Consider the following 20,187-nt stretch of genomic DNA (forward strand, 5'->3'; position numbering starts at 1 on the left):
AGCACAAATGTGGCCGGAGGTGCGGGATGGTGTGGGTAATAGCTTTCGGGGAGCTATTCTTTGGTGATTTGTGGTGTGTGGTCTGGGGTTATGGTGGCATGCGGACACACTTTTCTTTACTTAACCCACAGTTGTTGGAGTGGCCTACTCCGATATCAGGTATGACCTGAAGTACTCCTTCGATAGCATTCCCACCCGCCCCGCTCTTGCGCTTAAAGAAAGCTCACGCCCCGATTCGCCCACCACTTCGAAGGTATGTGGCACCCCTTACCTCCCGGAGCATGCACCCTACCCGTATTACGACGGTCGGCCCATGTTCTTCATTGCCCAGTTCAATTTCTCTGAGCTCGAGCAGCTTCCGGGGTTCCCCACGACCGGGCTCCTTCAGTTATTCGTGCCTGATACTGATTTTTGGGGTGATTTTTTGATGGCGCCGAACCAGCAGGATTCGCGCCAAGAACCCACCCCGTTCGCCAGGTATTTCGAAGACCTTTCTGCACCGCATGTAGGTGAGATGCCTGAGGAAGAGATCCTGCATTCAGGCGAGCATCCAGCTCCCGAGCCACTCGATCCCGTCACGATCGATGGAGTTCGAATCGACCAGGAGGTTGATTATAGCGCCCACGAGTACGGTCGGGCTATTTTTGATCCGAAAGGTCCCCGCACCCTGCTTAGAAGAGGCCAGGATTACGTGGATATTCACACGTTTAGGGGAAGCCTTGTTTCGCGTTGGGTAATCGGCGGGGAGACGACTTTCGAGAAGCCCAGCCGTGATGGTCAAGGATCGAGGAAAGATGCGTTTGCCGCGGCTGTCGGGCGCGCAGAACAAGAGGGCTTCACTGTCTATCCCCATGCCGATGAGTTCCTAGAACCCATTGACTATCCGTCTGCAAACGGATCCTCGCTCGGTGGATACGAAATTCTTCTGAACCGCGACCCCTTCCATCCGTCTGATCCCCGAATAGTGCTCGCGAGAATAGACCAGGACCTCCCTTGCGAATGGGGCGACACCGGAGTTGGAAACTTTTATATCCATCCCGATGACCTCGCTGCGCGCAACTTCGATCGGGTCGAATTTGCCTGGGACTGCTTATAAGACCTGCGTGTGGCATTGCAGCTCTCGCTGTCTTGCCGTTTGTCGTGCTAGTCGTCCAACGCGCGCAGATAGAAGCGGCGAATCAAAGCACGCCGAGGCAGGTCGATAAGTCGACGTAAAGCGGGGAAGCGAGCGGGCTGAGATTTGGCGTCAACAAGAAAAAGAACCCGGCCATCGTGCAACCGCTCGAGGGTAAAGGTCTCCTCGCCGCGCTCGAGGTGGCCGGGGAGAGTGCCGTAGGTAAAGCCGCAACGCCCCGGCTCGGCGAACACATCAACCACCCGGCAGCGGAAGGTCCACGGCCCAAATCCCAAGGCAACTTCCGCATTGAGTTCCACGACTTCATGCGTGGGGTGCACACGGAATAGTCCGCTGCGCTGCACGCCCCACCTGAAGAGACGGTCGGCGGCGGTATCGAGGTCTGCGTTAATGACCCGCGCCATATTCAGCTCTGGGAAGCCAACGGTCGAGGTATAGGAGAGGGGAGCTCGTGGCGCTTCAGGGTTCATAGAACGCACCAGGCTACTTGATATGCCCGGAGATCTGCTGATGCTGTGGCACATGAGGGACAAAATCTTGCACATAAGCCCCCATAGCGATCAATGCATCGACGCGCTCCCAGATTGGTGGGTGGGTGGCGGAGAAATTCCGCCGCTTATTCATTGCCCGCTCGAACATGCCGCCCTTTTTGCTCTGGTTGGAATTGTGGAAACTCTCGATGATGTCCCTCTCCGGTGCGTATAGAGCCAAGGAACCGGGGCTACCGTACATGGAGTTATCCACCGTGTGGGGGTTGGCCTGGTGAAATGCACGGATCGTGATGAGGGCTTGTGCCAGGGCAGTGGGGTTGCGGCAGAGCGAAACGCCATGGCTATCGGCCTGCTGCTCGCGATAGCGCGACATATAGGCCCTCGCAATGTTGGACAGCGCAGGGGCTGCCAGGATGACGCAGAAGGAGACCAAGAAAATGACGAGTGCGACAACCGCATGGCCACCACCGCTGGAGTTTGAGTTAGACCGATTGCGGTTATTGGAACTCAAACTTCCGTAGATAAACGCGGACTGCAGGATGGAGATGACAGACGCAATGGCCACCAGCTGGGTCATGACCCGGTTGTCCTCGGCGGTAAGGTGGCTCATTTCATGGGAGATCACGGCCTGCAGCTGTTCGCGATTAAGCAGGTAGCCGAGCTCTTCGGTGACAATGATCGTGCCAGTCTGCGGCTTCTTTCGCTTGCCACCCAGCGCATAAGCATTGGGTACTCCGGTTCCGATGAGCACATAAACCTTCGGCGGAGAAGGCATACCGGCGGCGATCGCCATTTCTTCTACAATGTTGTAGATCATGCCCTGCTCCACCAGGCGCTTTTGCCCGCCGATCGCGGACAGCACGGTCCGGGTGGAAAAGAAGTAGGAATACAGAATGATCAGCATCGCTACCGGAATGGCAACACCAGCGGAGATCAAAATGACCATGCCTAGGGTGTTGAGGTCAATATTGCTGCCCTTGGTACCGACATAGGCGGCGCAGGCACATGCCACGATGGACAGCTGCAAGACCAGCACGTTTGCGAGCCATGCGACGGCGATGCCCCGACGTAGCTGAGACAGCGATTCGTTGAAGGTCGTCGGTTGGTGGCCCATGGTTCCTCCTTTTCGGTCGTGAAATCACCTCGACTGCGGGGCGCGGTTAGTACAGTCCCTACAAAAATGAAGGTGACGGGGAGGAGATTAGAAGGACACGTCGGGAGCCTGGCGCTTGGACTCCTCCACCTGGAAGTATTCGAAGGGGCGGAAGCCGTGCACGGAGGCCACGATGTTGGTCGGCACGGACTGGATAGCGGTGTTGTAGTTGTTCGTCGAAGAGTTGTAGTACTGGCGCGCAAAGCCGACCTTGTTTTCGGTGGCGGCTAGCTCTTCCTGCAGCTGTTGGAAATTGCGGGACGCCTGCAGCTCTGGGTAGGCCTCTGCGGTTGCACGCAGGGTGGCCATGGTGCGACCGAACACTGCTTCTGCCTGGGATGCATCCTGCACAGTGCCGGTGGCGCGGGCGCGGTCAGTTGCGCTGCGCAGCTCAGCGATATCGTGGAACACCTTCGCCTCGTGGTTAGCATATCCCTTGACCGTGGATACAAGGTTGGGGATCAAGTCGCCGCGACGCTGCAGCTGGGTATCGATCTGTGCATATGCTTCGTTGACCGTGTTTCGCTTTTTGACGAGGCCGTTGTACATGGCGAACCAGATGATGACGAGTAGGACGAGGATAACGATGGCGATAATTGCAATGATCATGTCAGTATTTTCCTTGGAACCTTTGAACGTATCTATATGTGAAATGGGGTGCGAAGTGGCCATTTAGGGGTATAGGAAACTTCGCACCAACCACCAGTCTTGAAATGTATTATCGCCAACCTTTGTTCCCGGCGCAGGATAAGGCAATTTGTGTCTGTGCTCTCGATAAGGTGTTCCAGAGCTTAAGGGGGGCACCACAGTCGTTAAGGTGGATTCCATGTCAACTAGTCCAAATCCCATGGTCGACCACCAGCTTTCCCATCGCACAATCAGGGAGTTCACCGATCAGCCGGTGGACGAGCAAACCCTGGAAACGATCTATGACGTCGCTATGCGTACTGCGTCCTCCCGTGGAATGCAGCAGGCGAGCATAATTCGCGTGACGGATAAACAGCTGCGGGAGCGCCTGGCGGAGATCGGAAATCAGGAGTACGTTCGCCGGGCCCCTGTGTACCTGTTGTTCCTGGCCGACACTGCGCGCAATGCTCAAATCCTGCGGGAAAACGGCGGCGATCCACGCGCTGCGGGGCGCACGAAGGCGTTTGTGGAAGCTTTCACAGATGCCTGCCTGATGGCGCAGAACGTGGTGAACGCCGCCGAATCCTTTGGCCTTGGCGCGAACTACCTAGGCAATATTCATAACGACACTGCCGGGGTTATCGAATTGCTGAACCTGCCGCAATTTACCTTCCCCGTCGTAGGGCTCACCCTCGGTTGGCCGAATCAGGATCCGCAGCTAAAGCCCCGCATGCCACGTGCTTTCCGCGTCATGGAGAACAGCTACCAGACCAGGGAGAACTTGACCGCCGACTTGGCAGATTACGACGCGGAAATGAGGACGTATTACGACTTGCGCAACGCTAACCGGCGGGTGGATAGCTTTACCAACCAGGTTTTGAAGAACTTTCCTTTCTCCCGGGATAGCAATGACGACTCACTGCAGGCGGCGCGCTGGCAAGGTTTTATTGTGTGACGCCCTCTCGCGCGTCACCCGCATCTAACCTGAACTTAACCTTTAGTTCAGCTACTTGGGTTAGTATTCCGGAGAGTTTATAAAACTATGTGAATTCGCGCCGGGCGGGCTCGCAGGCCTGGCGTTCACAAAGAAGACACAGTCGACATTTCAAGGATGAGGAAAACAGTGACCAACAAGAAGGGCCTGAAGATCACGACGGCGACCGTGATGGCCGCGACGATGTCCCTTTCCGCAGTAAACGTAGGTCAAGCCGCAGCTGCTCCAGTGAGCATGCCAGCTATCGCTGGTTCGCAGGGGCTACCGAACTACCCGCACCCGGTGCCGCACAAGGGTGCACCAAACCCGCAGCCTTTCGGTCCGGAGTACCTGGGTGGCTACATTTCCGACATCAGCTCCCACGGCTATGGCGTGTACCTAGACGTTGTGGATGGTTTCAATGATGTCCGCGCCAACCACCCGGAGATCATGAAGCAGAACCTGGACAAGGTTGTAAAAACCAACAACGCTGCAGCTGGGAACCAGGCTGTAATTAAGCGAGCGCAGCAGGATGCGCGGGCTGACCAGGATGGCGTGCTCACGGCATTCTCGGACGCTCTGGGTGCGGAGCTGGGTGGTCACTTCCGTGATGCGCTGCGGGAGAATCGCCTGCCCAAGACCAAGTTCCTGCTGGGCGGCGGCTACCTGGCTCGTGCTGGCGGACTGGCTTCCTCCACCTTCGTGGAAAAGATGGTTTTCGGTTACGACCGTCCATTCGTTAAGGCTCCGAACCGCATTAAGAAGTACCAGGACGGCGGTTCGCGTAATTTCTACGGCACCTCGAAGTCCTACCCATCTGGTCACACCAACCAGGCTGTCTGGTCCACCACTTTGCTGGCGCTGACCCTGCCGGAGCTGGCTCCGCAGATCCTGGCTCGTGGGTCTGAGGCTGGTAATAACCGCATTGTGATGGGTGTGCACTACCCGCTGGACGTCATGGGTGGCCGCATGTCCGGTACCGCAGCGGCAGCTGACCGTTGGAATGACCCGAAGATGCGCGACGCAATCCAGCAGGCGGGCAAGGAGCTGCGGGCAGAGCTGGAGTGGCGCGCAGGTCGCCCGATCGCCGAGGTTGTGAAGAGCGACAAGGCCTACCGTTCCACCGATCAAGCTGTGCGCGAGTACACCGACCGCATGTCCTATGGCTTCCCGAAGATCTACCGCAAGGACGCGCCGATGATTGTGCCTCAGGCTGCGCCGGATCTGCTGCTGGCGAAGTTCCCGAAGTTGAGCTACAAGCAGCGTGCGTCCATTCTGCGTCAGACGGCAATTCCGTCTGGCTCTCCGCTGGACGATCAGGGGCCACGTGGTTCTTGGCAGCGCCTGAACATGGCTGCTGCGTTCGCGGCAAAGGTCAAGGTCAACGGCAACGGAAGCGTCACCGTTCTGCGTTAGAACCGCGTAGCTGGGAGGCAGGGGTAACCTTTAGCAAACTGTTACCACTGTGGCGCATGTGAATCCTGTTTCGTGCGATAGGGTTAGTTCCATTGCCAACAAAAACGAAGGAAAGTATGCGCTCCCGGTCCTTGACAGCCTCACTCGTCCCCACTCGCACTACCCGTCGCTTCGCAGCTTTGATCGCGGGCGCGGCACTGGCCATCTCCGCCACATTTGGTGCGACCTTTAATGCGCCGGAGGCCTCCGCGGCTCCAGCAGGATCCGCCGATGCCTTCCTCAAGGCCACCGGCCAGCCCGGACCACACCGCATTCCCGGCCACTACTTCACATCCCCCGGCATTCCGCAAGCACAGCGAGCCGCCGCACCAAACGTGCTGGCAGGCCCGTCCATGCCGATCTACGTAGGCAACAACATCTGCACTCTGGCCGTCGTCGGCTATGACAAAGCAGGGAACAAAGTGGGCATCACCGCTGGACACTGCGGTAAGCCCGGCGCTCCGGTCACTTCCATGGATAGCGAGCGTGCGGGGCAAATCGGCACCGTCGTTCGTAACAGCTACCCGGACTACGCCGTCATCAAGTTCAACAACAAGGTGCGCCTGACCCACAGCTACAACAACGTACACCTCAACGCACTGGGCGGGCCGACCCCAGGTAGCCTGCAGCAGATGTGCAAGACCGGAGTGGCCACGGGCACCTCTTGCGGCCCAATGCTGGCGATCTCCGGCCCCTTCCTTGTCTCGCACCTGTGCGGCTCCGTTGGCGATTCGGGTGCCCCGATCTACGTCGGCAACCGCCTCATCGGCATTATCAACGGTGGCGTAGCCAACCTGCCTTCCTGCACTACCCCACTGCAAGGACCTTTCCACGCGCCGACGGCCGGTGCAGCATGGAATGTTATTGCTGCTGACCTCAACGCGGCTGGGGGAGTAGGAGCCGGTTTCCGCCTGGCATAAACCCCTAACGCCACGCTCTTTAGCCCAAGCGCCCTCTGCCTAGCTGCAGCAGGGCCTTCGCTATTTCTACGCCCTCTGTGCCGAACTCCTCGCGGAATTGATTAATGATCGCGACCTCGCGCGTATAGACGAGCTTCGTGCCACCCGAACCTAGACGTGTTTTGCCGATGGCCTTTGAGACCTCGCTACGGCGGTGGATTGCATCGATGATGGCGCGGTCGAGGCGGTTGATTTCCTCGCGGTAGGATTGAATTTCTGAATCCGATAAAGGATCGTCCGTGCCGGAAGGCATACGGACGGTGAACTCAGCAGGCTGCGAGTCTTCGTTGTCGCTCATGCGCTGTAGTCTACCGCTAGTTGGCCGGAGAGTTTCACAAAGAGTTTCTAGGGAGCACAAAGGGAAAACATGCACAACCAGCACGATCCATTCGCCGACCTGCCGCTGCCCGAAGAACCGACACTGTTTGACGAAGAGGTGCCTCCACCAGAGGAGGATCTGCCTCCGGAGGGGTATGAAAACGTCCTGGCTAGCCTGCACACCACACCTCGCCCAGAACCGCAGCCGCAGCGCGCGACTGGACAGCCGGGCGCTGAAACTGGGCGTCAAAAAGAAGAACTGCTGAACGGACTTAACCCACAGCAGCGGCAGGCGGTCGAGCACATGGGTAGCCCGCTGCTGATCGTGGCGGGTGCCGGGTCGGGTAAGACGAGTGTGTTGACGCGCCGCATTGCCTACCTGCTGGCCAACGGTGTGGCGCCGTGGCAGATCCTTGCAATCACCTTTACCAACAAGGCCGCGGCGGAGATGCGCGAGCGCGTGATGGATATGGTCGGTCCACAAGCGGAGCGGATGTGGGTCTCTACCTTCCACTCCTTTTGCGTGCGTGTGCTGCGTGCCAATGCACACCTCGCGCCAGGGCTGAACACGAACTTCAGCATCTACGACTCGGATGATTCCAAGCGCTTAATGTCCATGATTATCAAGGACGCCTCGCTGGATTTGAAGGAGTTCTCGCCGCGCGGGGTGCTGCACGTGATCTCCAATTGGAAAAACGAGCTGGTTAGCCCGCAAGGTGCATTAGAGGAGGCGCAGCGCGATTCGAATCCTCACACCGCGCAGATCGCCACGCTGTACAAGACCTACCAGCAGCGTCTCCGGGCGGCGAACGCAGTGGACTTTGACGACCTGATCGGCGAGGTTGTGGGGATCCTCAATAACAATCCGGACGTGCGCGAACATTACCGCCGTCGCTTCCGCCACATCATGGTCGACGAGTACCAGGACACAAACCATGCGCAATACGAGCTGGTCGCGGCACTCGCCGGCAAGGGCAAGGCGGAATCCGAGCTGTGCGTAGTGGGCGATGCTGACCAGTCGATCTACGCCTTCCGTGGGGCGACGATCCGCAATATTGAGGAGTTCGAGCGCGACTATCCGGATGCTCACACAATCCTTTTGGAGCAGAACTACCGTTCCACGCAGCGGATTCTCACCGCTGCCAATGCTGTGATCGACCGTAACCAGGGCCGCCGGCCAAAGAAACTGTGGACGGATCTGGGCGATGGAGAGCTGATCGGCGGCTATGTTGCGGATAACGAACACGACGAGGCGAATTTCATCGTCCAGCAGATCGACGACCTCGTGGATAACGAGGGTTACTCCTACGGCGATATTTCGATCATGTACCGCACCAACAATGCCTCCCGCGCGATCGAGGATGTATTGGTGCGCTCAGGGTTGCCGTACAAGGTTGTCGGCGGCACGCGTTTCTATGAGCGCCGCGAGATCCGTGACATCGTTGCATACCTAAAGGTGCTGGATAATGCGGATGACACGGTGGCATTGCGGCGCATCATCAACACCCCGCGCCGCGGTATTGGAGATAAGGCCATCGCGCAGGTTACGGTGCACGCCGAAGGCCAGGGGATAGGTTTTTCGGCTGCTCTTGGTGACGCCGCCGCGGGCAAGGTCGCCGGCCTTTCCGCTCGCGGCCGCAATTCCATTGGCAAGTTCCTGGAAATGATGGACGCGCTGCGGGCGGAGACAGAGACGATGGAGATGACCGCCTCCGACGGTTCTGGGCTGGGGTTGCCCGACTTGGGGCGGGTGATTTCCGCGGTGCTGGATGTGACTGGGTATAAGGAGCTGCTGGAGAAGTCCAACGATCCGCAGGATGGGGCGCGCCTGGATAACTTGAATGAGCTGGTGAGCGTGGGGCATGAGTTCTCGCAGGAGTCGGCGAATTTGAAAGCTTATGAGGAGATGCCTGGTGGTAGCGCAGGGAGCGCTGGTGAAGACAGTGCTGACGCAGATGAGGCTGCTGAGGCGATGCTGGCTGAGGGGGAGGCGCCACTGGGTAGCCTGCAGGCTTTTCTAGAGCGCGTGAGCTTGGTCGCTGATGCCGACCAGATTCCGGCAGACGAGCAGGACATGGTGACACTCATGACGCTGCACACTGCCAAGGGGCTGGAGTTCCCCGTCGTGTTTTTGACCGGGTGGGAGGATGGCCAGTTCCCGCACATGCGCGCACTGGGCGACCCCACAGAGTTGGCCGAGGAGCGCCGTCTGGCCTATGTGGGCATTACGCGCGCCAAGCAGCGGTTGTTCCTGACTCGGGCGATTACCCGCAGTGGTTGGGGTGCACCTGTAAACAACCCACCGTCGCGCTTCTTGTCTGAGGTGCCGGAGAACCTGATGGAATGGATCCGCGAGGAACCCGCGCGTTTCGGCAGCGGAGTGGATTCAGCCTGGGGTGGCGGAGGATACGCCGACGGTACGAGCTTCGGCGGCTCGGGTGGATGGAGCTCTGACTCTGGGAGCTGGGGTAGCCAGTCCTATCGCAAGCCTGCAAGGAAAACGAAGCCCGCCTTTGGAGCCGGCGCAAAGAAGAACCAAGATTTGGACTTGGCGGTCGGGGACAAGGTCAACCACGACAAGTACGGCTTGGGGACTGTGAAGAGCGTCGACGGCAGCGGATCACACACTACCTGCATGATTGACTTCGGCAGCCAGGGTACGGTGCGCCTGATGTTGTTCGGCGGTGTGCCGATGGAAAAGCTCTAGCGAAGTAGCGGCCCCGGGGTTATTCCCGGGGGTTTTTCTGACGCCGCCCGGTTTTGCGTCGGTAGAGGTCGTGCGGTGAGGTTGATGGACGCCACAGCAGCGTTAAAAAAAGAGACTTTTGTGACAAAAGTTTCGCGACGAATATTTTTGTTATGTAACGTAACTATGCGTCTCCTCGTTGGATTTAGCGGAAACAAAGAAGGGTATGTATGTCAGAAAACCAATCGATCACCTCAAAATTGCACAACCTTAAGCATTTCGGCGAGGCTGCATGGGCTGAGACTCATGCGATTGCCACTGGCCTGGGGACCGCGCTGCGATCGGGCGTGGTCGTTAGGGGCGGCGGAGTTAAAGGTAAAGCAAAGCTGGTGGAAAGTATCGCCCGTTATGGCTTCACCGCTGCGCGTCAGGCGTGGTATGCAGCAGAAGCGGCCCCGGAGCGAACGGCCATCATCGATGACATTGGTGAGCGCACCTATGCGGAAGTTCGAACTGAGGCGCTTGCTTTCGCCCGCGCGCTGCAGCGCATGGGGTTGGGGCCGGGGAAAAACATTGCAGTGATGGCACGCAATTCCCGCGTAGTTGTCTACGCGCTAGTTGCAAAGGGCTTTATTGGGGCAGATATTTGCCTGCTTAATCCTGCTTCTAGCTCGGTCCAGCTGCAAAAGAGCATGGAAGAACTGAATGTTCACACCATCATCATCGATGAGGAATTCGCAGACCGGCTGCCTGCAGATTATTCCCGTGCAAAGGTGATTATTGGGTACGCGGAAGACCTGCAAAATCCGCAGGCGCCAAACCCGGAATGGGAGACCTTTCAGCAGGTCATCGACCGCGCGCCTTCTGAAGCCGAGGAAAAACTTCCTACCATCCCGAAACGTGGCTTTATCACCATTATGAGCTCCGGCACTTCGGGCACACCTAAGGCTGTTGTGCACCGGGAACCGCCTATTCCGACACCCCTGGCGGACCTTGTGACGTGGATTCCGTGGCGTGCGGAAATGATGATTCAACAGACTGCTTCTATGTTCCACTCGTGGGGCTGGGCGAACCTTAACCTGATCTTCGCTCACCGTGCGACGGTGGTTTTCCGCCGAGTATTCGATCCTGTTCAGGCTATGGAGGATGTTGAGCGTTACGGGGTTAACGGCATTATCACCTCGCCTATCTTCATCAAGGAGCAGCTAAAGGTCGCGCAGAACGGTAACTACGATGCCTCATCGTTGGAGTTCATCGTGTCTTCCGGAAATGCCATGCATGAAGATCTGCTCCGTGGCCTGCACAAGCAATTCGGGCCGGTGGTGTGTAACTTCTACGGCTCTACAGAGAACAGCGTCGTTGCCATCGCTAAGAAGGAAGAACTTGCGGAAAACCCAGCCTTGGCTGGGCGACCGGTGCGTGGCGTGCGCATAAAGATTCTGGATGATGAAGGCAATGTGTTGCCTCCGAACACTCCGGGACGAATCTATGCCCGTGGAACCATGACTATGCGTCGCTACGCGCACACCCGCGATCAAATGAAGATCAAGCATGGCTTGTTGGAGATCGGCGACCGCGGGTACCTCGATGACGAGGGGCGCTTGTTTGTCCTCGGCCGAGCTGATGACATGATCATCGTCGGCGGTGAAAATGTCTACCCACGCAGTGTGGAAGAAGTACTGGCGCCGATGCCCGGCGTGAAGGATCTCTTTGCCAAGGGGGTAGACGACGAGGAGAGTTTTAAGCGCATGGCCGTCTGGATTGTGCGTGACGACAACCCGGAAGGTGAGGAGCTGACCAAGGAGTCTGTGCAGGAATGGGTCAGGGATAATCTTGCGGAGCATTCCGTTCCCCGAGAAGTAACCTTCCTGGATGAGCTTCCTCGCAACCCAACTGGTAAGGTCATGCCAGCAATGCTTCCTAACACCTAACATTTTTGAACCAATATCGATAGGCTAGACACGGCCTTTAAACACTCACTGGAGAACATGATGAAGAAGATTGCACGTATTCTGACTGCGGCAGTTGTCGCGGCTGGATCCGTCATGGGGCTTGCCCCTGCTGCGCAGGCTGCACCGGGCAACACCGTTTTGATCGGTGATTCCTACTTTGCCAACACGACCCTCAACCAGATCTTGGACGCTAAGCGAAGCGGGAAGCGCAAGTGTATCCACGGTAAGTTCCGCGTTGCCACCGAGCTGCAACGTCTGACAGGAGCGCATATTGACGACTACTCCTGCAACGGCAAGGAACTGTACTTGGGGCGTGAGCCACTGGAGGCTCGCGTGGATCAAGCTATTCGAGATGGCAAGCTGAACCGCAATACGCGCAACGTGCCGATCATGGTCGGCGCCAACGACACCTACCGCACCCTTTCCCCGATCGACAATCGCGCAGCGGCTCGTTCCTACGATCGCATCGCTAGGAAGATCAAGCGCGTTGCTCCCGGCGCCCGCATCCAGTTCGTTAGCTACCCACACCTGACGAACGACCGTGCTGGTCTCTGCCTCATCCGTCCCCACGGTTTGCCACCGATTGAAGCCCCGTTCCCGATCGTGAAGGAAGCTGAGCGCCAGCTTTGGCGTCAGGCGCACGACGCGGCAAAGCGTAACGGTGGCGTATTCGTTGATCTGCACCGCTCCACGCGTGGCCACGACACCTGCCAGCCAGGTGGAAAGGCATGGGTTGCTGGCGTCTTCGACAACCAGACTCCGCGCTACAACCTGACCCTGCACATGTCCAATGATGGTGTGACCAACGCGGCGAAGCAGATCGGCGCTGCTCTGCAATAAGCTGTACCTCTCCTAGGGGACACCTCAACACCTCAAGGGGAGCACCCCGGGAAAGCAACCCGGGGGACCAATTAAATAACTTAAGGGCCTGACTCCGATGTGGTATCGGCGTCAGGCCCTTTTTGAAGGCTTTAACGCTAGAGCCTTTAGGAGGCCCTCGGTGGTTTAAAGCTGAATACCGCGCTCAGCCAGCCATGGCTTCGGGTCAACGGCGTCGCCACCGTTCGGGTGAACCTCGAAGTGTAGGTGGGAGCCAGTGGAGAAGCCCAGGGAACCCATGCCAGCAATCTTCTGACCGCTGGTTACACGGTCGCCAACCTTGACGTCCAAAGTGGCCATGTGGCCGTAAACGGTGATGGTGCCGTCATCGTGCTTAATGCGAATCCAGTTACCGAAGCCGGATGCCGGGCCGGAGTCGATAACGGTGCCGTCGTGGACAGCGCGGATGGGGGTGCCGACAGCGTTAGCGATATCGATGCCCTGATGGAAGGAACCCCAGCGTGGGCCGAAGCCGGAAGTGAAAGTGCCCTCGGCTGGCTTTGCGAACTCAGGCATACGGGCAGCCAGGTCAGCCTCCGTGCGCTCCTTGGCAAAGCGCAGGGCGGAATTAAGCTGCTGGGAGAGGTCGGAGACCGGCTTGGCCTGCGGAACCTCGAGGATCTGCGGGGCTTCGGCAGCCGTTGCGTCTGCACCGTCGGCGGTGGCTGCAGAGCCCTGGGTGCCGGCCCCTTCACCCTGGGCGAGAAGAGTGGTGTTCTCAGAAGCCAGTGCGATGTCGTCGTCAGAGCTCTGGGAAGCACCAGCGGTGGCACCAGCAGCGCCAGCGGTCGTGACGGCCGTCGTCGCGACTGCTACGAGCGCAAAGCGACGCTTCGCGCTGTGATCCTGCTTGCGGTGGGCACCGGTACGGTTCGCCTCGGTAGTGTTTTGCACTGTCCTTGTAACCCTTCGACTTATTCGGTGTTTCTTAGCAACTGTCAAATGCGGCTCTGTCTGCTGGGCTATGGCGTTGTCTAGCGGATCCTCGGCGGATCCTCGATGCCTTCGCGCAAGCATTTTGTAACCACTTTGTTATCAACGGAACGTAACATTATCGGTTGAGCAACGTTGCGGCAACTAAATTCACGAAAAATAACGCTTTGGTTACATTGCGGGGGTGGTGCGATCTGAAGTGATATTGATCGATGATTCATTCCCCCTGTTCCAGACGTTTTTCTGGCGCTTCTTCACGTGTTCTTCGATGTTAGTGATCTTCCGCACGCTACCTCCAAACCCTCAAGTAGAAGATTAGGCATGGCGTGGGTGAAGAGAAGAAGCGACGGCTAACGGGTGGGTCAGTCCGCCAGATACCTATTCCTCTTAGGCACAATGGGACGGGTGAGTAAAGATTCTGCTGCCCAACGCCCCGGATCCCGACGATCATCGTCTTCGCGACGCCCAGGTGTGAGCCGTACCCGGCGAACTTCGTCCGGTAGTGACGCAGCCAGGATCAAAGGAACCCAGGGAGGTTCCAGTAACACGGGTCATGAGCGCTTCGTTGCTGCTGACCAAGCAAAGGGAACCCCGGTAGATGGTCGGCCTACCGCGAGAAGCAAGGTTGCGAAGGCTACCTCTACTTCTTCCTCTAGCTCTGCCTCCACGTCGCGTGGTGGCGTTAAAGCCGCTCTGGGGAGCTGGTGGTCGAAATGGAAGCCCCACGTCAAACGTTTTGGACCTCAGCTGCTGATTAATCATGCTGTGACTCTGGGTGTCATCGTCATTATTGCCATTCTCATCGGCATCGGTACCGGCTTTGCCAAAGTTCCGGCAAGTATTGCCTCGATGTGGATGGCGTTTAATCTCGCGCCGGTGGAAATGGCGGGTGCGAAGTTGGGATTTGTGCCGCTGCTTCCTGCACTGTTGTTGGTGTGGGGGCATGCGAAACGCGCGACAACGGTGCTTGGAAATTCCATTAGCGTTCGCGGGCTTCGCGTATTCACAACCTTAAGCTTGTTGATTCCCCTCGTGCTTACCTGCATCGCATGGTTAATGCTGTGGGATGCCTCGCGCGTATTCGATGTAACTCCGCCAAATCTGCTGGTTGCATTGATCTCTACTGCTCTTGTCAATGGCGCAGCCATTGTTATAGGTATGCGGGCACGCGTATGGCGAGCACTGCTGCTTCGCCGTGGCTGGTCTACTTGGCCAGTGGAATCAATGCTGCTGGCACAGAAGTTCCTCAAGTGGATGAGCGCCGCGGGGCTGGCTGTGGCGCTGATATACCTTCTGACGAACTTGAAGGCTTTCAGCGAGGCGTATGACATCACCTCATCCACGATGGGTGTTATTGGCCTTAGCTTTGTTGCCCTTTTGTATGTACCCAACGTCGTGATCGGCGCGATTGCGGTCCTACTCGGTGGAGAGTTTCATGTAGGAAACGGCGCGGTGAGCTTGTTTACCGCGAACAATGTCAACCTTCCCCCGCTGCCGATCCTCGCGGCTATCCCAAATGATCAGATTCCGTTTGGTCCAATGCTGCTGGCTGTGCCTGCTTGTGTAGCTGTGGGATGTGTCTACAACTTCTTGCGCGGGCGAAGCTATGTCGAGGCTCCGTTGCTCCAAGCAGTCGGGGCGGGTGCATTTTCCGGGTTGATTGGCTTCTGCGTTTCCTGGCTAGCCGGTGGTGAGCTCGGCGTGTATGGGCGGGCGGGAGCTGTTGAGTGGCTCTTTGCTGTGGAACTCGCAGCCTGGTTGTTGGTGCCCGCGGCTGTGATGATGTTCTTTATGGCGCGCCGAGGTGCGACCGTTATTGAGGACATTCCGGAGGCGGAGATGGTGTCTTCCGCAGAGTCTGAAGATGCTCAAGAAGTCGAAACTGCCGAGGAAGCCGAGGAAGCCGAGGACGCTGAAGCTGCTGAGGACGACGCCCCTACGGAGGAACCGGAAAACGGGAATGATGGGGGCGTCACGAAGAAAAAGCAGGAAGACCAACAAGAAGATCAAGTAAAAGAGCAAGAAGACAAAACGGACGAAGAAGCGGACGAGGATACGGATACAGAGGATGACGAAGCAGATGAAGATAGTGATTCTGGCGAGCGGGACGGGGACACTTCTGCAGAGCGTGATCGATAACGTCGATCGCGACAAGGTAGAAATCCTCGCGGTGGGCAGTGACCGGCAGTGCGAGGCTCTCGACCGTGCCGAGCGCGCAGGAATCGAGCATTTCCTGGTCGAGTACGTGCCGAAGCAGACTGATCGCGAACAATGGAACGAAGATCTGGCCGACAAGATTTTCAGCTATGAATCAGACCTCGTGGTGAGCGCGGGTTTCATGCGCATCCTTGGTCCACAGGTGGTGGAGCGCTTCACAGGGAAGATCATCAATACACATCCGGCGCTTCTGCCGGCTTTCCCCGGAGCGCACGCGGTGGAGGACGCATTAAGTTATGGTGTTCGAGTCACCGGGTCTACAGTTCATGTAGTAGATAGTGGAGTGGACACGGGTCCGATCATCGCTCAAAAGGCGGTGGAGGTCGCGCGCGACGACACAGTCGACAGCTTGCATGAAAGAATTAAAAAGGTGGAGCGCGCACTCTTAGTAGAGGTGCTGCACGAGATTTCACATGAGGGACGAAAGGCCAGGAACGAAAACAATGAGTGACGGCACTGCAGCAACCAACGGCAGCGATAAAAAGGAAATCCGTCGTGCACTGATCAGTGTGTACGACAAGACCGGTCTCGAAGAGCTGGCCAAGGGACTGCACGCCGCGGGAGTCGACATCGTCTCCACTGGCTCGACTGCGAAGAAGATCGCCGACGCTGGCGTGCCAGTGACCGAGGTAGAAACCCTCACCGGCTTCCCGGAGGTGCTGGAAGGGCGGGTCAAGACCCTGCACCCGCGCGTGCACGCTGGCATCCTGGCCGATACCCGCAAGGACGATCACCTTAAGCAACTTGAAGATCTAGGTATCGAGGCTTTCCAGCTCGTAGTTGTAAACCTGTACCCGTTCACCGAGACCGTAGCCTCCGGGGCGGGCTTCGATGATTGCGTGGAGCAGATCGACATCGGCGGCCCGTCTATGGTGCGTGCCGCTGCGAAGAACCACCCGTCCGTGGCCGTGGTGGTAGATCCTTCCCGTTACGAGGATGTCGTGGCCGCTGCCAACGCCGGCGGATTTACCCGCGCGCAGCGTACCGACCTGGCCGTGGATGCGTTCCGCCACACTGCCGCTTATGACGTGGCCGTGGCGTCGTGGATGGGGGAGCAGACCGCCGACGGCGAGCAGTTCTCCGAGTGGATCGGCGCTTCCTACAAGCGTGCCAATGTGCTGCGCTATGGCGAGAACCCGCACCAGGCAGCCGCGCTGTACTCCGACGGCACCGGTCTGGCTGGCGCCAAGCAGTTCCACGGCAAGGAGATGAGCTACAACAACTACACCGATGCGGATGCCGCCTGGCGTGCAGCGTGGGATCACAAGCGTCCGACCGTAGCCATCATCAAGCATGCCAATCCGTGTGGTATCGCCGTATCCGATGAATCCATCGCCGATGCGCACAAGAAGGCACACGCATGCGACCCAATGTCCGCCTTTGGCGGCGTGATCGCAGTGAACCGTGAGGTGAGCGTTGAAATGGCTCAGCAGGTGGCCGAGATCTTCACCGAGGTCATCATCGCGCCGGGCTACGAAGACGGTGCTGTGGAGATCCTCTCGCAGAAGAAGAACATCCGCATCCTGCAGGCCGAGGCACCGAACGAGGAGCCGGAGCTGCAGGGCCGTGAGATCTCCGGCGGCTTGCTGGTTCAGCAGGTTGATGCGATCGATGCAAAGGGAGACGACCCGAGCAACTGGACTCTGGCCGCTGGCGAGGCAGCCGATGAGGAAACTCTGCGCGAGCTGGAGTTCGCTTGGCGCACCGTGCGCGCGGTGAAGTCGAACGCGATCCTGCTGGCCAAGGATGATGCCACCGTGGGCGTGGGTATGGGCCAGGTGAACCGCGTCGACGCAGCCAAGCTGGCTGTCGAGCGCGCTAACTCCCTGGCTGGCGACGAGAAGCGCGCTGAGGGTGCGGTCGCAGCCTCGGATGCTTTCTTCCCCTTCGCCGACGGTTTTGAAGTGCTGGCTGAGGCGGGCGTGCGTGCAGTCGTACAGCCCGGCGGCTCGGTTCGGGACGCTGAGGTTATCGAGGCAGCGGAGAAGGCGGGCGTCACCATGTACCTCACCGGTGAGCGTCACTTCGCGCACTAGAAAACACGCTTGAGCGCAGGAGTTTACGAACCTATGTCTAATGAGCACCCCACACATCCTGGCAGCGGCGACTATCCGTCCCGGCCGGAGCCACCGCAGTATCACCGCAATATGGGTGCGCAAGGACAGAATCAGTGGCAGCAGTGGCAGAACCCACAGCAGCAGCCCGCCTACTCGGAGTACTCCTATGAGGACTCCGACGGCGACAGTAAATTCCTGCCCATCCTGGGGATCATTCTGGCTGCAATCCTGGCCATTGCATTGATCCTAGGGGCCGCCTACTACTTCGGCTGGTTCGGCGATGACAATGGGAAGGGTAACGGAGGTTCCGGCGGAGGCACCTCCCAGTCGCAGAACGCCGACGGCGGAAGTACCAGTACCAACGGCAATAGCGAAAACACCAGCAGCGACAATTCTGACACTGCAGAGGAGGAAAGCTCCTCGCAGGATGAGACCTCGGAGTCGGAGAGCGAGGACTCCCGGCCCACCCGTCCGAAGCTGCCTTCCGGCGCAGTTCCGGCCAACCAGTCCGCCGAGCAGGACAAGCCAGGCGGGGACTTCAATAACGTCTACACCGGTAGCGACATTACGTCTAAGCCCTTCGCACGTGCGGTTCGCGATGCATTCGTTGAGCACTACCTGGATACGGATGAAACCAACGGCACAGTAAAGGCGTACTCGACGGTGACCGGCGAGACTTACACCATGAGCTGTAAGGATAACGGCCAGTATGTGACATGCACCGGGGGCAATGATGCCATCGTCTACATTGCATAGGTTCCGTATGAGGGAGCCATTCCGGAAGTCTCGCTCCTCACTGCTCGCCGTTGCACTGGCTTTTGTCGGCACGGCGGTTGCTGGTTGCACGATTGGTGATGTAGAGAGCGATGACGCCACGTCGTCCGCCGCCAGCACTTCAGACAATCAGGACGAATCGACGGCGGAGCGTTCGCCACGGCCGACGGTATCTGAAGATAAACCCAAACCTGACGAGCCTAAAAATTCGCAGAAGAACCCAGGTGGGGAGCTGAGCTATGACGGCAGTGCGGGGATAGCCGTTGCTGGGGTGAAAGGGGCGGGACAGACCGCAGTTGCACCATGGTCAACCATGAAAGTGCCGATTGCAATTGCGGCTCTTCGGCGCTCTCCAGGAATGGAAGCTACTGCGAAGCAGGCTATTCAGAACTCCGATAATGCGGCGGCGGAAGAACTCTGGGGTGCGCTAGGTACGCCGGAGCAGGCGGCTGCAGCAACCTCAGGCGTGATTAAGGAGGGGAGTAGCACCGCGCGGGTGGAGTCACAGGTCGTGCGCCCGGGGTTCAGCTCATTTGGACAGAGTGATTGGTCGTTGAGTGACCAGGCTGAATTCGCTTCTCATCTGCGCTGCATTCGGGGAGCAGAACCAGTGGTTGCCGCCATGGGGAATATTGTTAACGGTGGTGGATACGGCCTGGGGACGATCCCTGGGGCGATTTTCAAGGGAGGCTGGGGGCCGTCCTCATCCAGCGGCTATGGGGTGCGCCAGTTTGGCTTGATTCCAAAGTCTGACGGCAAGGGATACGTGGCCGTAGCGATTGCGGTGGAAAGCCCGGACGGGAGCTACGAGGCGGGGCAAGCCGAGCTGACAGCAGCGGCGGAGTTTCTGCAATCGAGGGTGGATGATCTGCCGGCAGCGGCATGCTAGGCGGTATAGAAAAACCAATTCTTTCGGTTAATGTTTCTTAACCAGTAAGGTCGGGGTTATGAGCTCTCATTATCTTGCCGAACCTAACACCGAAGGCTTATCTGCACGCGCAGCGGCGAAGGAACGTCGCCGAGTGGAGCTTCTGCGTGCTGCTGCGAGGATCATGGCGAACAAGGGCTTTCATGGCACGAGCCTGGAAGAGGTGGGGGAAGCGGTCGGGATCTCCGGGCCGGCTGTGTACCGGCATTTTTCGGGTAAAGAGGAGATCCTGACCGAGCTAATGACAGGCATCTCGGAACACATGCTCTCGGAGGCGCAGAAAATTGTTGATGGCTTGACTGATCCGCGGGAGCGCTTGGCGGTGCTAATCGACTTTCAGGTGGACTTCGCGCTGTCGCAACCAGAGCTAATTCGCCTGCATAACCGCGAACTTTTTCGTATGGGAGAAGCGGGACGAGGGCGTGTGCGCTCAGTCCAGGGAAGCTATCTCAAGCTCTTTGCGGAGGCCTTGGCGAAGATGGACTCGCATTATCGGGGAGAGGCGGGGCGCATCACGGCGCAGTTGGTGGTGGGCATGATTAATTCTTCTGAGGTTATTCGCGGATGGGCGTCTACCGCGCTGGCGCGGCGACAGATGCTAGCTGCGGCTCGCGCGGCAGTCGGGTTGGAATAAACCCCACCATACGGGG

18 protein-coding genes are annotated in these 20,187 nt (G+C 58.3%); 13 read left to right on the plus strand and 5 right to left on the minus strand.

Translation table 11 applies throughout. From position 1 onward, the window contains the following. Positions 1-139 precede the first annotated feature (139 nt). On the plus strand, positions 140-1,096 hold the full coding sequence (locus AC05K6_RS08525) for a DUF1963 domain-containing protein (protein ID WP_434815745.1): 957 nt from the start codon (positions 140-142) through the stop codon (positions 1,094-1,096). 47 nt (positions 1,097-1,143) lie between these two features. Here AC05K6_RS08525 and AC05K6_RS08530 read toward each other — a convergent pair whose 3' ends face one another. From AC05K6_RS08530 to AC05K6_RS08540, 3 genes are all read right to left on the minus strand, one after another. Next, a complete protein-coding gene (locus tag AC05K6_RS08530) occupies positions 1,144-1,605 on the minus strand; it encodes a DUF1990 family protein (protein ID WP_476728319.1) in 462 nt (153 codons plus the stop codon). Positions 1,606-1,618: 13 nt separating this feature from the next. Beyond that, a complete protein-coding gene (locus AC05K6_RS08535; protein ID WP_434815744.1) occupies positions 1,619-2,740 on the minus strand; it encodes a M48 family metalloprotease in 1,122 nt (373 codons plus the stop codon). A gap of 87 nt (positions 2,741-2,827) precedes the next feature. Further along, complete coding sequence (locus AC05K6_RS08540; protein ID WP_293790937.1) at positions 2,828-3,388, minus strand: LemA family protein; 561 nt, start codon at positions 3,386-3,388, stop codon at positions 2,828-2,830. 217 nt (positions 3,389-3,605) lie between these two features. On the opposite strand from AC05K6_RS08540, the gene AC05K6_RS08545 reads away from it, so the two are divergent. The 3 genes from AC05K6_RS08545 to AC05K6_RS08555 all read left to right on the plus strand — a co-directional run bounded on the left by AC05K6_RS08545 (position 3,606) and on the right by AC05K6_RS08555 (position 6,754). Continuing rightward, on the plus strand, positions 3,606-4,361 hold the full coding sequence (locus AC05K6_RS08545; protein ID WP_476728320.1) for an NADPH-dependent oxidoreductase: 756 nt from the start codon (positions 3,606-3,608) through the stop codon (positions 4,359-4,361). Positions 4,362-4,529: 168 nt separating this feature from the next. Further along, the gene (locus AC05K6_RS08550; RefSeq protein ID WP_476728321.1) at positions 4,530-5,795 is read left to right on the plus strand and encodes an acid phosphatase; all 1,266 of its coding nucleotides are present in this window, start codon (positions 4,530-4,532) and stop codon (positions 5,793-5,795) included. A gap of 131 nt (positions 5,796-5,926) precedes the next feature. After that, positions 5,927-6,754, plus strand: a complete 828-nt coding sequence (locus AC05K6_RS08555; protein WP_476728322.1) for a S1 family peptidase — start codon at positions 5,927-5,929, stop codon at positions 6,752-6,754. 19 nt (positions 6,755-6,773) lie between these two features. On the opposite strand, the gene AC05K6_RS08560 is transcribed toward AC05K6_RS08555, so the two are convergent. Next, entirely contained in the window at positions 6,774-7,091 is a 318-nt protein-coding gene (locus AC05K6_RS08560) for a chorismate mutase (RefSeq protein ID WP_293790941.1), read from the minus strand. A 69-nt stretch (positions 7,092-7,160) separates the two neighbouring features. Between AC05K6_RS08560 and AC05K6_RS08565 the strand changes: the two genes are divergently transcribed. From AC05K6_RS08565 to AC05K6_RS08575, 3 genes are all read left to right on the plus strand, one after another. Next, positions 7,161-9,818, plus strand: a complete 2,658-nt coding sequence (locus AC05K6_RS08565; protein WP_476728323.1) for an ATP-dependent helicase — start codon at positions 7,161-7,163, stop codon at positions 9,816-9,818. 209 nt (positions 9,819-10,027) lie between these two features. Next, a complete protein-coding gene (locus AC05K6_RS08570) occupies positions 10,028-11,728 on the plus strand; it encodes an AMP-binding protein (RefSeq protein WP_476728324.1) in 1,701 nt (566 codons plus the stop codon). Positions 11,729-11,785: 57 nt separating this feature from the next. Next, positions 11,786-12,589 (plus strand): SGNH/GDSL hydrolase family protein, encoded by an 804-nt coding sequence (locus AC05K6_RS08575; protein ID WP_448308424.1) that lies wholly within the window; start codon positions 11,786-11,788, stop codon positions 12,587-12,589. A 165-nt stretch (positions 12,590-12,754) separates the two neighbouring features. Here the strand turns inward: AC05K6_RS08575 and AC05K6_RS08580 are convergent, their stop codons facing one another. Next, positions 12,755-13,522: a M23 family metallopeptidase gene (locus tag AC05K6_RS08580; RefSeq protein ID WP_473963737.1), complete on the minus strand. Its 768-nt coding sequence runs from the start codon at positions 13,520-13,522 to the stop codon at positions 12,755-12,757. 435 nt (positions 13,523-13,957) lie between these two features. On the opposite strand from AC05K6_RS08580, the gene AC05K6_RS08585 reads away from it, so the two are divergent. From AC05K6_RS08585 to AC05K6_RS08610, 6 genes are read left to right on the plus strand one after another with little or no spacing between them, the layout of a single operon-like run. After that, on the plus strand, positions 13,958-15,700 hold the full coding sequence (locus AC05K6_RS08585; protein ID WP_476728325.1) for a cell division protein PerM: 1,743 nt from the start codon (positions 13,958-13,960) through the stop codon (positions 15,698-15,700). After that, the gene (gene purN / locus AC05K6_RS08590; RefSeq protein ID WP_476728351.1) at positions 15,642-16,229 is read left to right on the plus strand and encodes a phosphoribosylglycinamide formyltransferase; all 588 of its coding nucleotides are present in this window, start codon (positions 15,642-15,644) and stop codon (positions 16,227-16,229) included. Before AC05K6_RS08585 ends, purN begins: the two co-directional genes overlap by 59 nt. Beyond that, positions 16,222-17,814, plus strand: coding sequence for a bifunctional phosphoribosylaminoimidazolecarboxamide formyltransferase/IMP cyclohydrolase (gene purH, locus AC05K6_RS08595; RefSeq protein ID WP_434816020.1), 1,593 nt, complete (start codon positions 16,222-16,224; stop codon positions 17,812-17,814). Before purN ends, purH begins: the two co-directional genes overlap by 8 nt. Before the next feature lie 33 nt (positions 17,815-17,847). After that, the gene (locus AC05K6_RS08600; protein ID WP_293790948.1) at positions 17,848-18,591 is read left to right on the plus strand and encodes a hypothetical protein; all 744 of its coding nucleotides are present in this window, start codon (positions 17,848-17,850) and stop codon (positions 18,589-18,591) included. Positions 18,592-18,598: 7 nt separating this feature from the next. Then, entirely contained in the window at positions 18,599-19,498 is a 900-nt protein-coding gene (locus tag AC05K6_RS08605) for a hypothetical protein (RefSeq protein ID WP_476728326.1), read from the plus strand. Positions 19,499-19,556: 58 nt separating this feature from the next. Beyond that, positions 19,557-20,171, plus strand: a complete 615-nt coding sequence (locus tag AC05K6_RS08610; RefSeq protein ID WP_434828424.1) for a TetR/AcrR family transcriptional regulator — start codon at positions 19,557-19,559, stop codon at positions 20,169-20,171. Positions 20,172-20,187 lie beyond the last annotated feature (16 nt).

It is taken from the genome of Corynebacterium sp. TUM25020 (assembly GCF_056388495.1).

Coding starts and splice junctions, on each gene's coding strand:
- AC05K6_RS08530 (WP_476728319.1), bottom strand. CDS start 1,605: ATGAACCCTGAAGCGCCACGAGCTCCCCTCTCCTATACCTCGACCGTT.
- AC05K6_RS08535 (WP_434815744.1), bottom strand. CDS start 2,740: ATGGGCCACCAACCGACGACCTTCAACGAATCGCTGTCTCAGCTACGT.
- AC05K6_RS08540 (WP_293790937.1), bottom strand. CDS start 3,388: ATGATCATTGCAATTATCGCCATCGTTATCCTCGTCCTACTCGTCATC.
- AC05K6_RS08545 (WP_476728320.1), top strand. CDS start 3,606: ATGTCAACTAGTCCAAATCCCATGGTCGACCACCAGCTTTCCCATCGC.
- AC05K6_RS08560 (WP_293790941.1), bottom strand. CDS start 7,091: ATGAGCGACAACGAAGACTCGCAGCCTGCTGAGTTCACCGTCCGTATG.
- AC05K6_RS08565 (WP_476728323.1), top strand. CDS start 7,161: ATGCACAACCAGCACGATCCATTCGCCGACCTGCCGCTGCCCGAAGAA.
- AC05K6_RS08570 (WP_476728324.1), top strand. CDS start 10,028: ATGTCAGAAAACCAATCGATCACCTCAAAATTGCACAACCTTAAGCAT.
- AC05K6_RS08575 (WP_448308424.1), top strand. CDS start 11,786: ATGATGAAGAAGATTGCACGTATTCTGACTGCGGCAGTTGTCGCGGCT.
- AC05K6_RS08585 (WP_476728325.1), top strand. CDS start 13,958: ATGGGACGGGTGAGTAAAGATTCTGCTGCCCAACGCCCCGGATCCCGA.
- purN (WP_476728351.1), top strand. CDS start 15,642: ATGAAGATAGTGATTCTGGCGAGCGGGACGGGGACACTTCTGCAGAGC.
- purH (WP_434816020.1), top strand. CDS start 16,222: ATGAGTGACGGCACTGCAGCAACCAACGGCAGCGATAAAAAGGAAATC.
- AC05K6_RS08600 (WP_293790948.1), top strand. CDS start 17,848: ATGTCTAATGAGCACCCCACACATCCTGGCAGCGGCGACTATCCGTCC.
- AC05K6_RS08605 (WP_476728326.1), top strand. CDS start 18,599: ATGAGGGAGCCATTCCGGAAGTCTCGCTCCTCACTGCTCGCCGTTGCA.
- AC05K6_RS08610 (WP_434828424.1), top strand. CDS start 19,557: ATGAGCTCTCATTATCTTGCCGAACCTAACACCGAAGGCTTATCTGCA.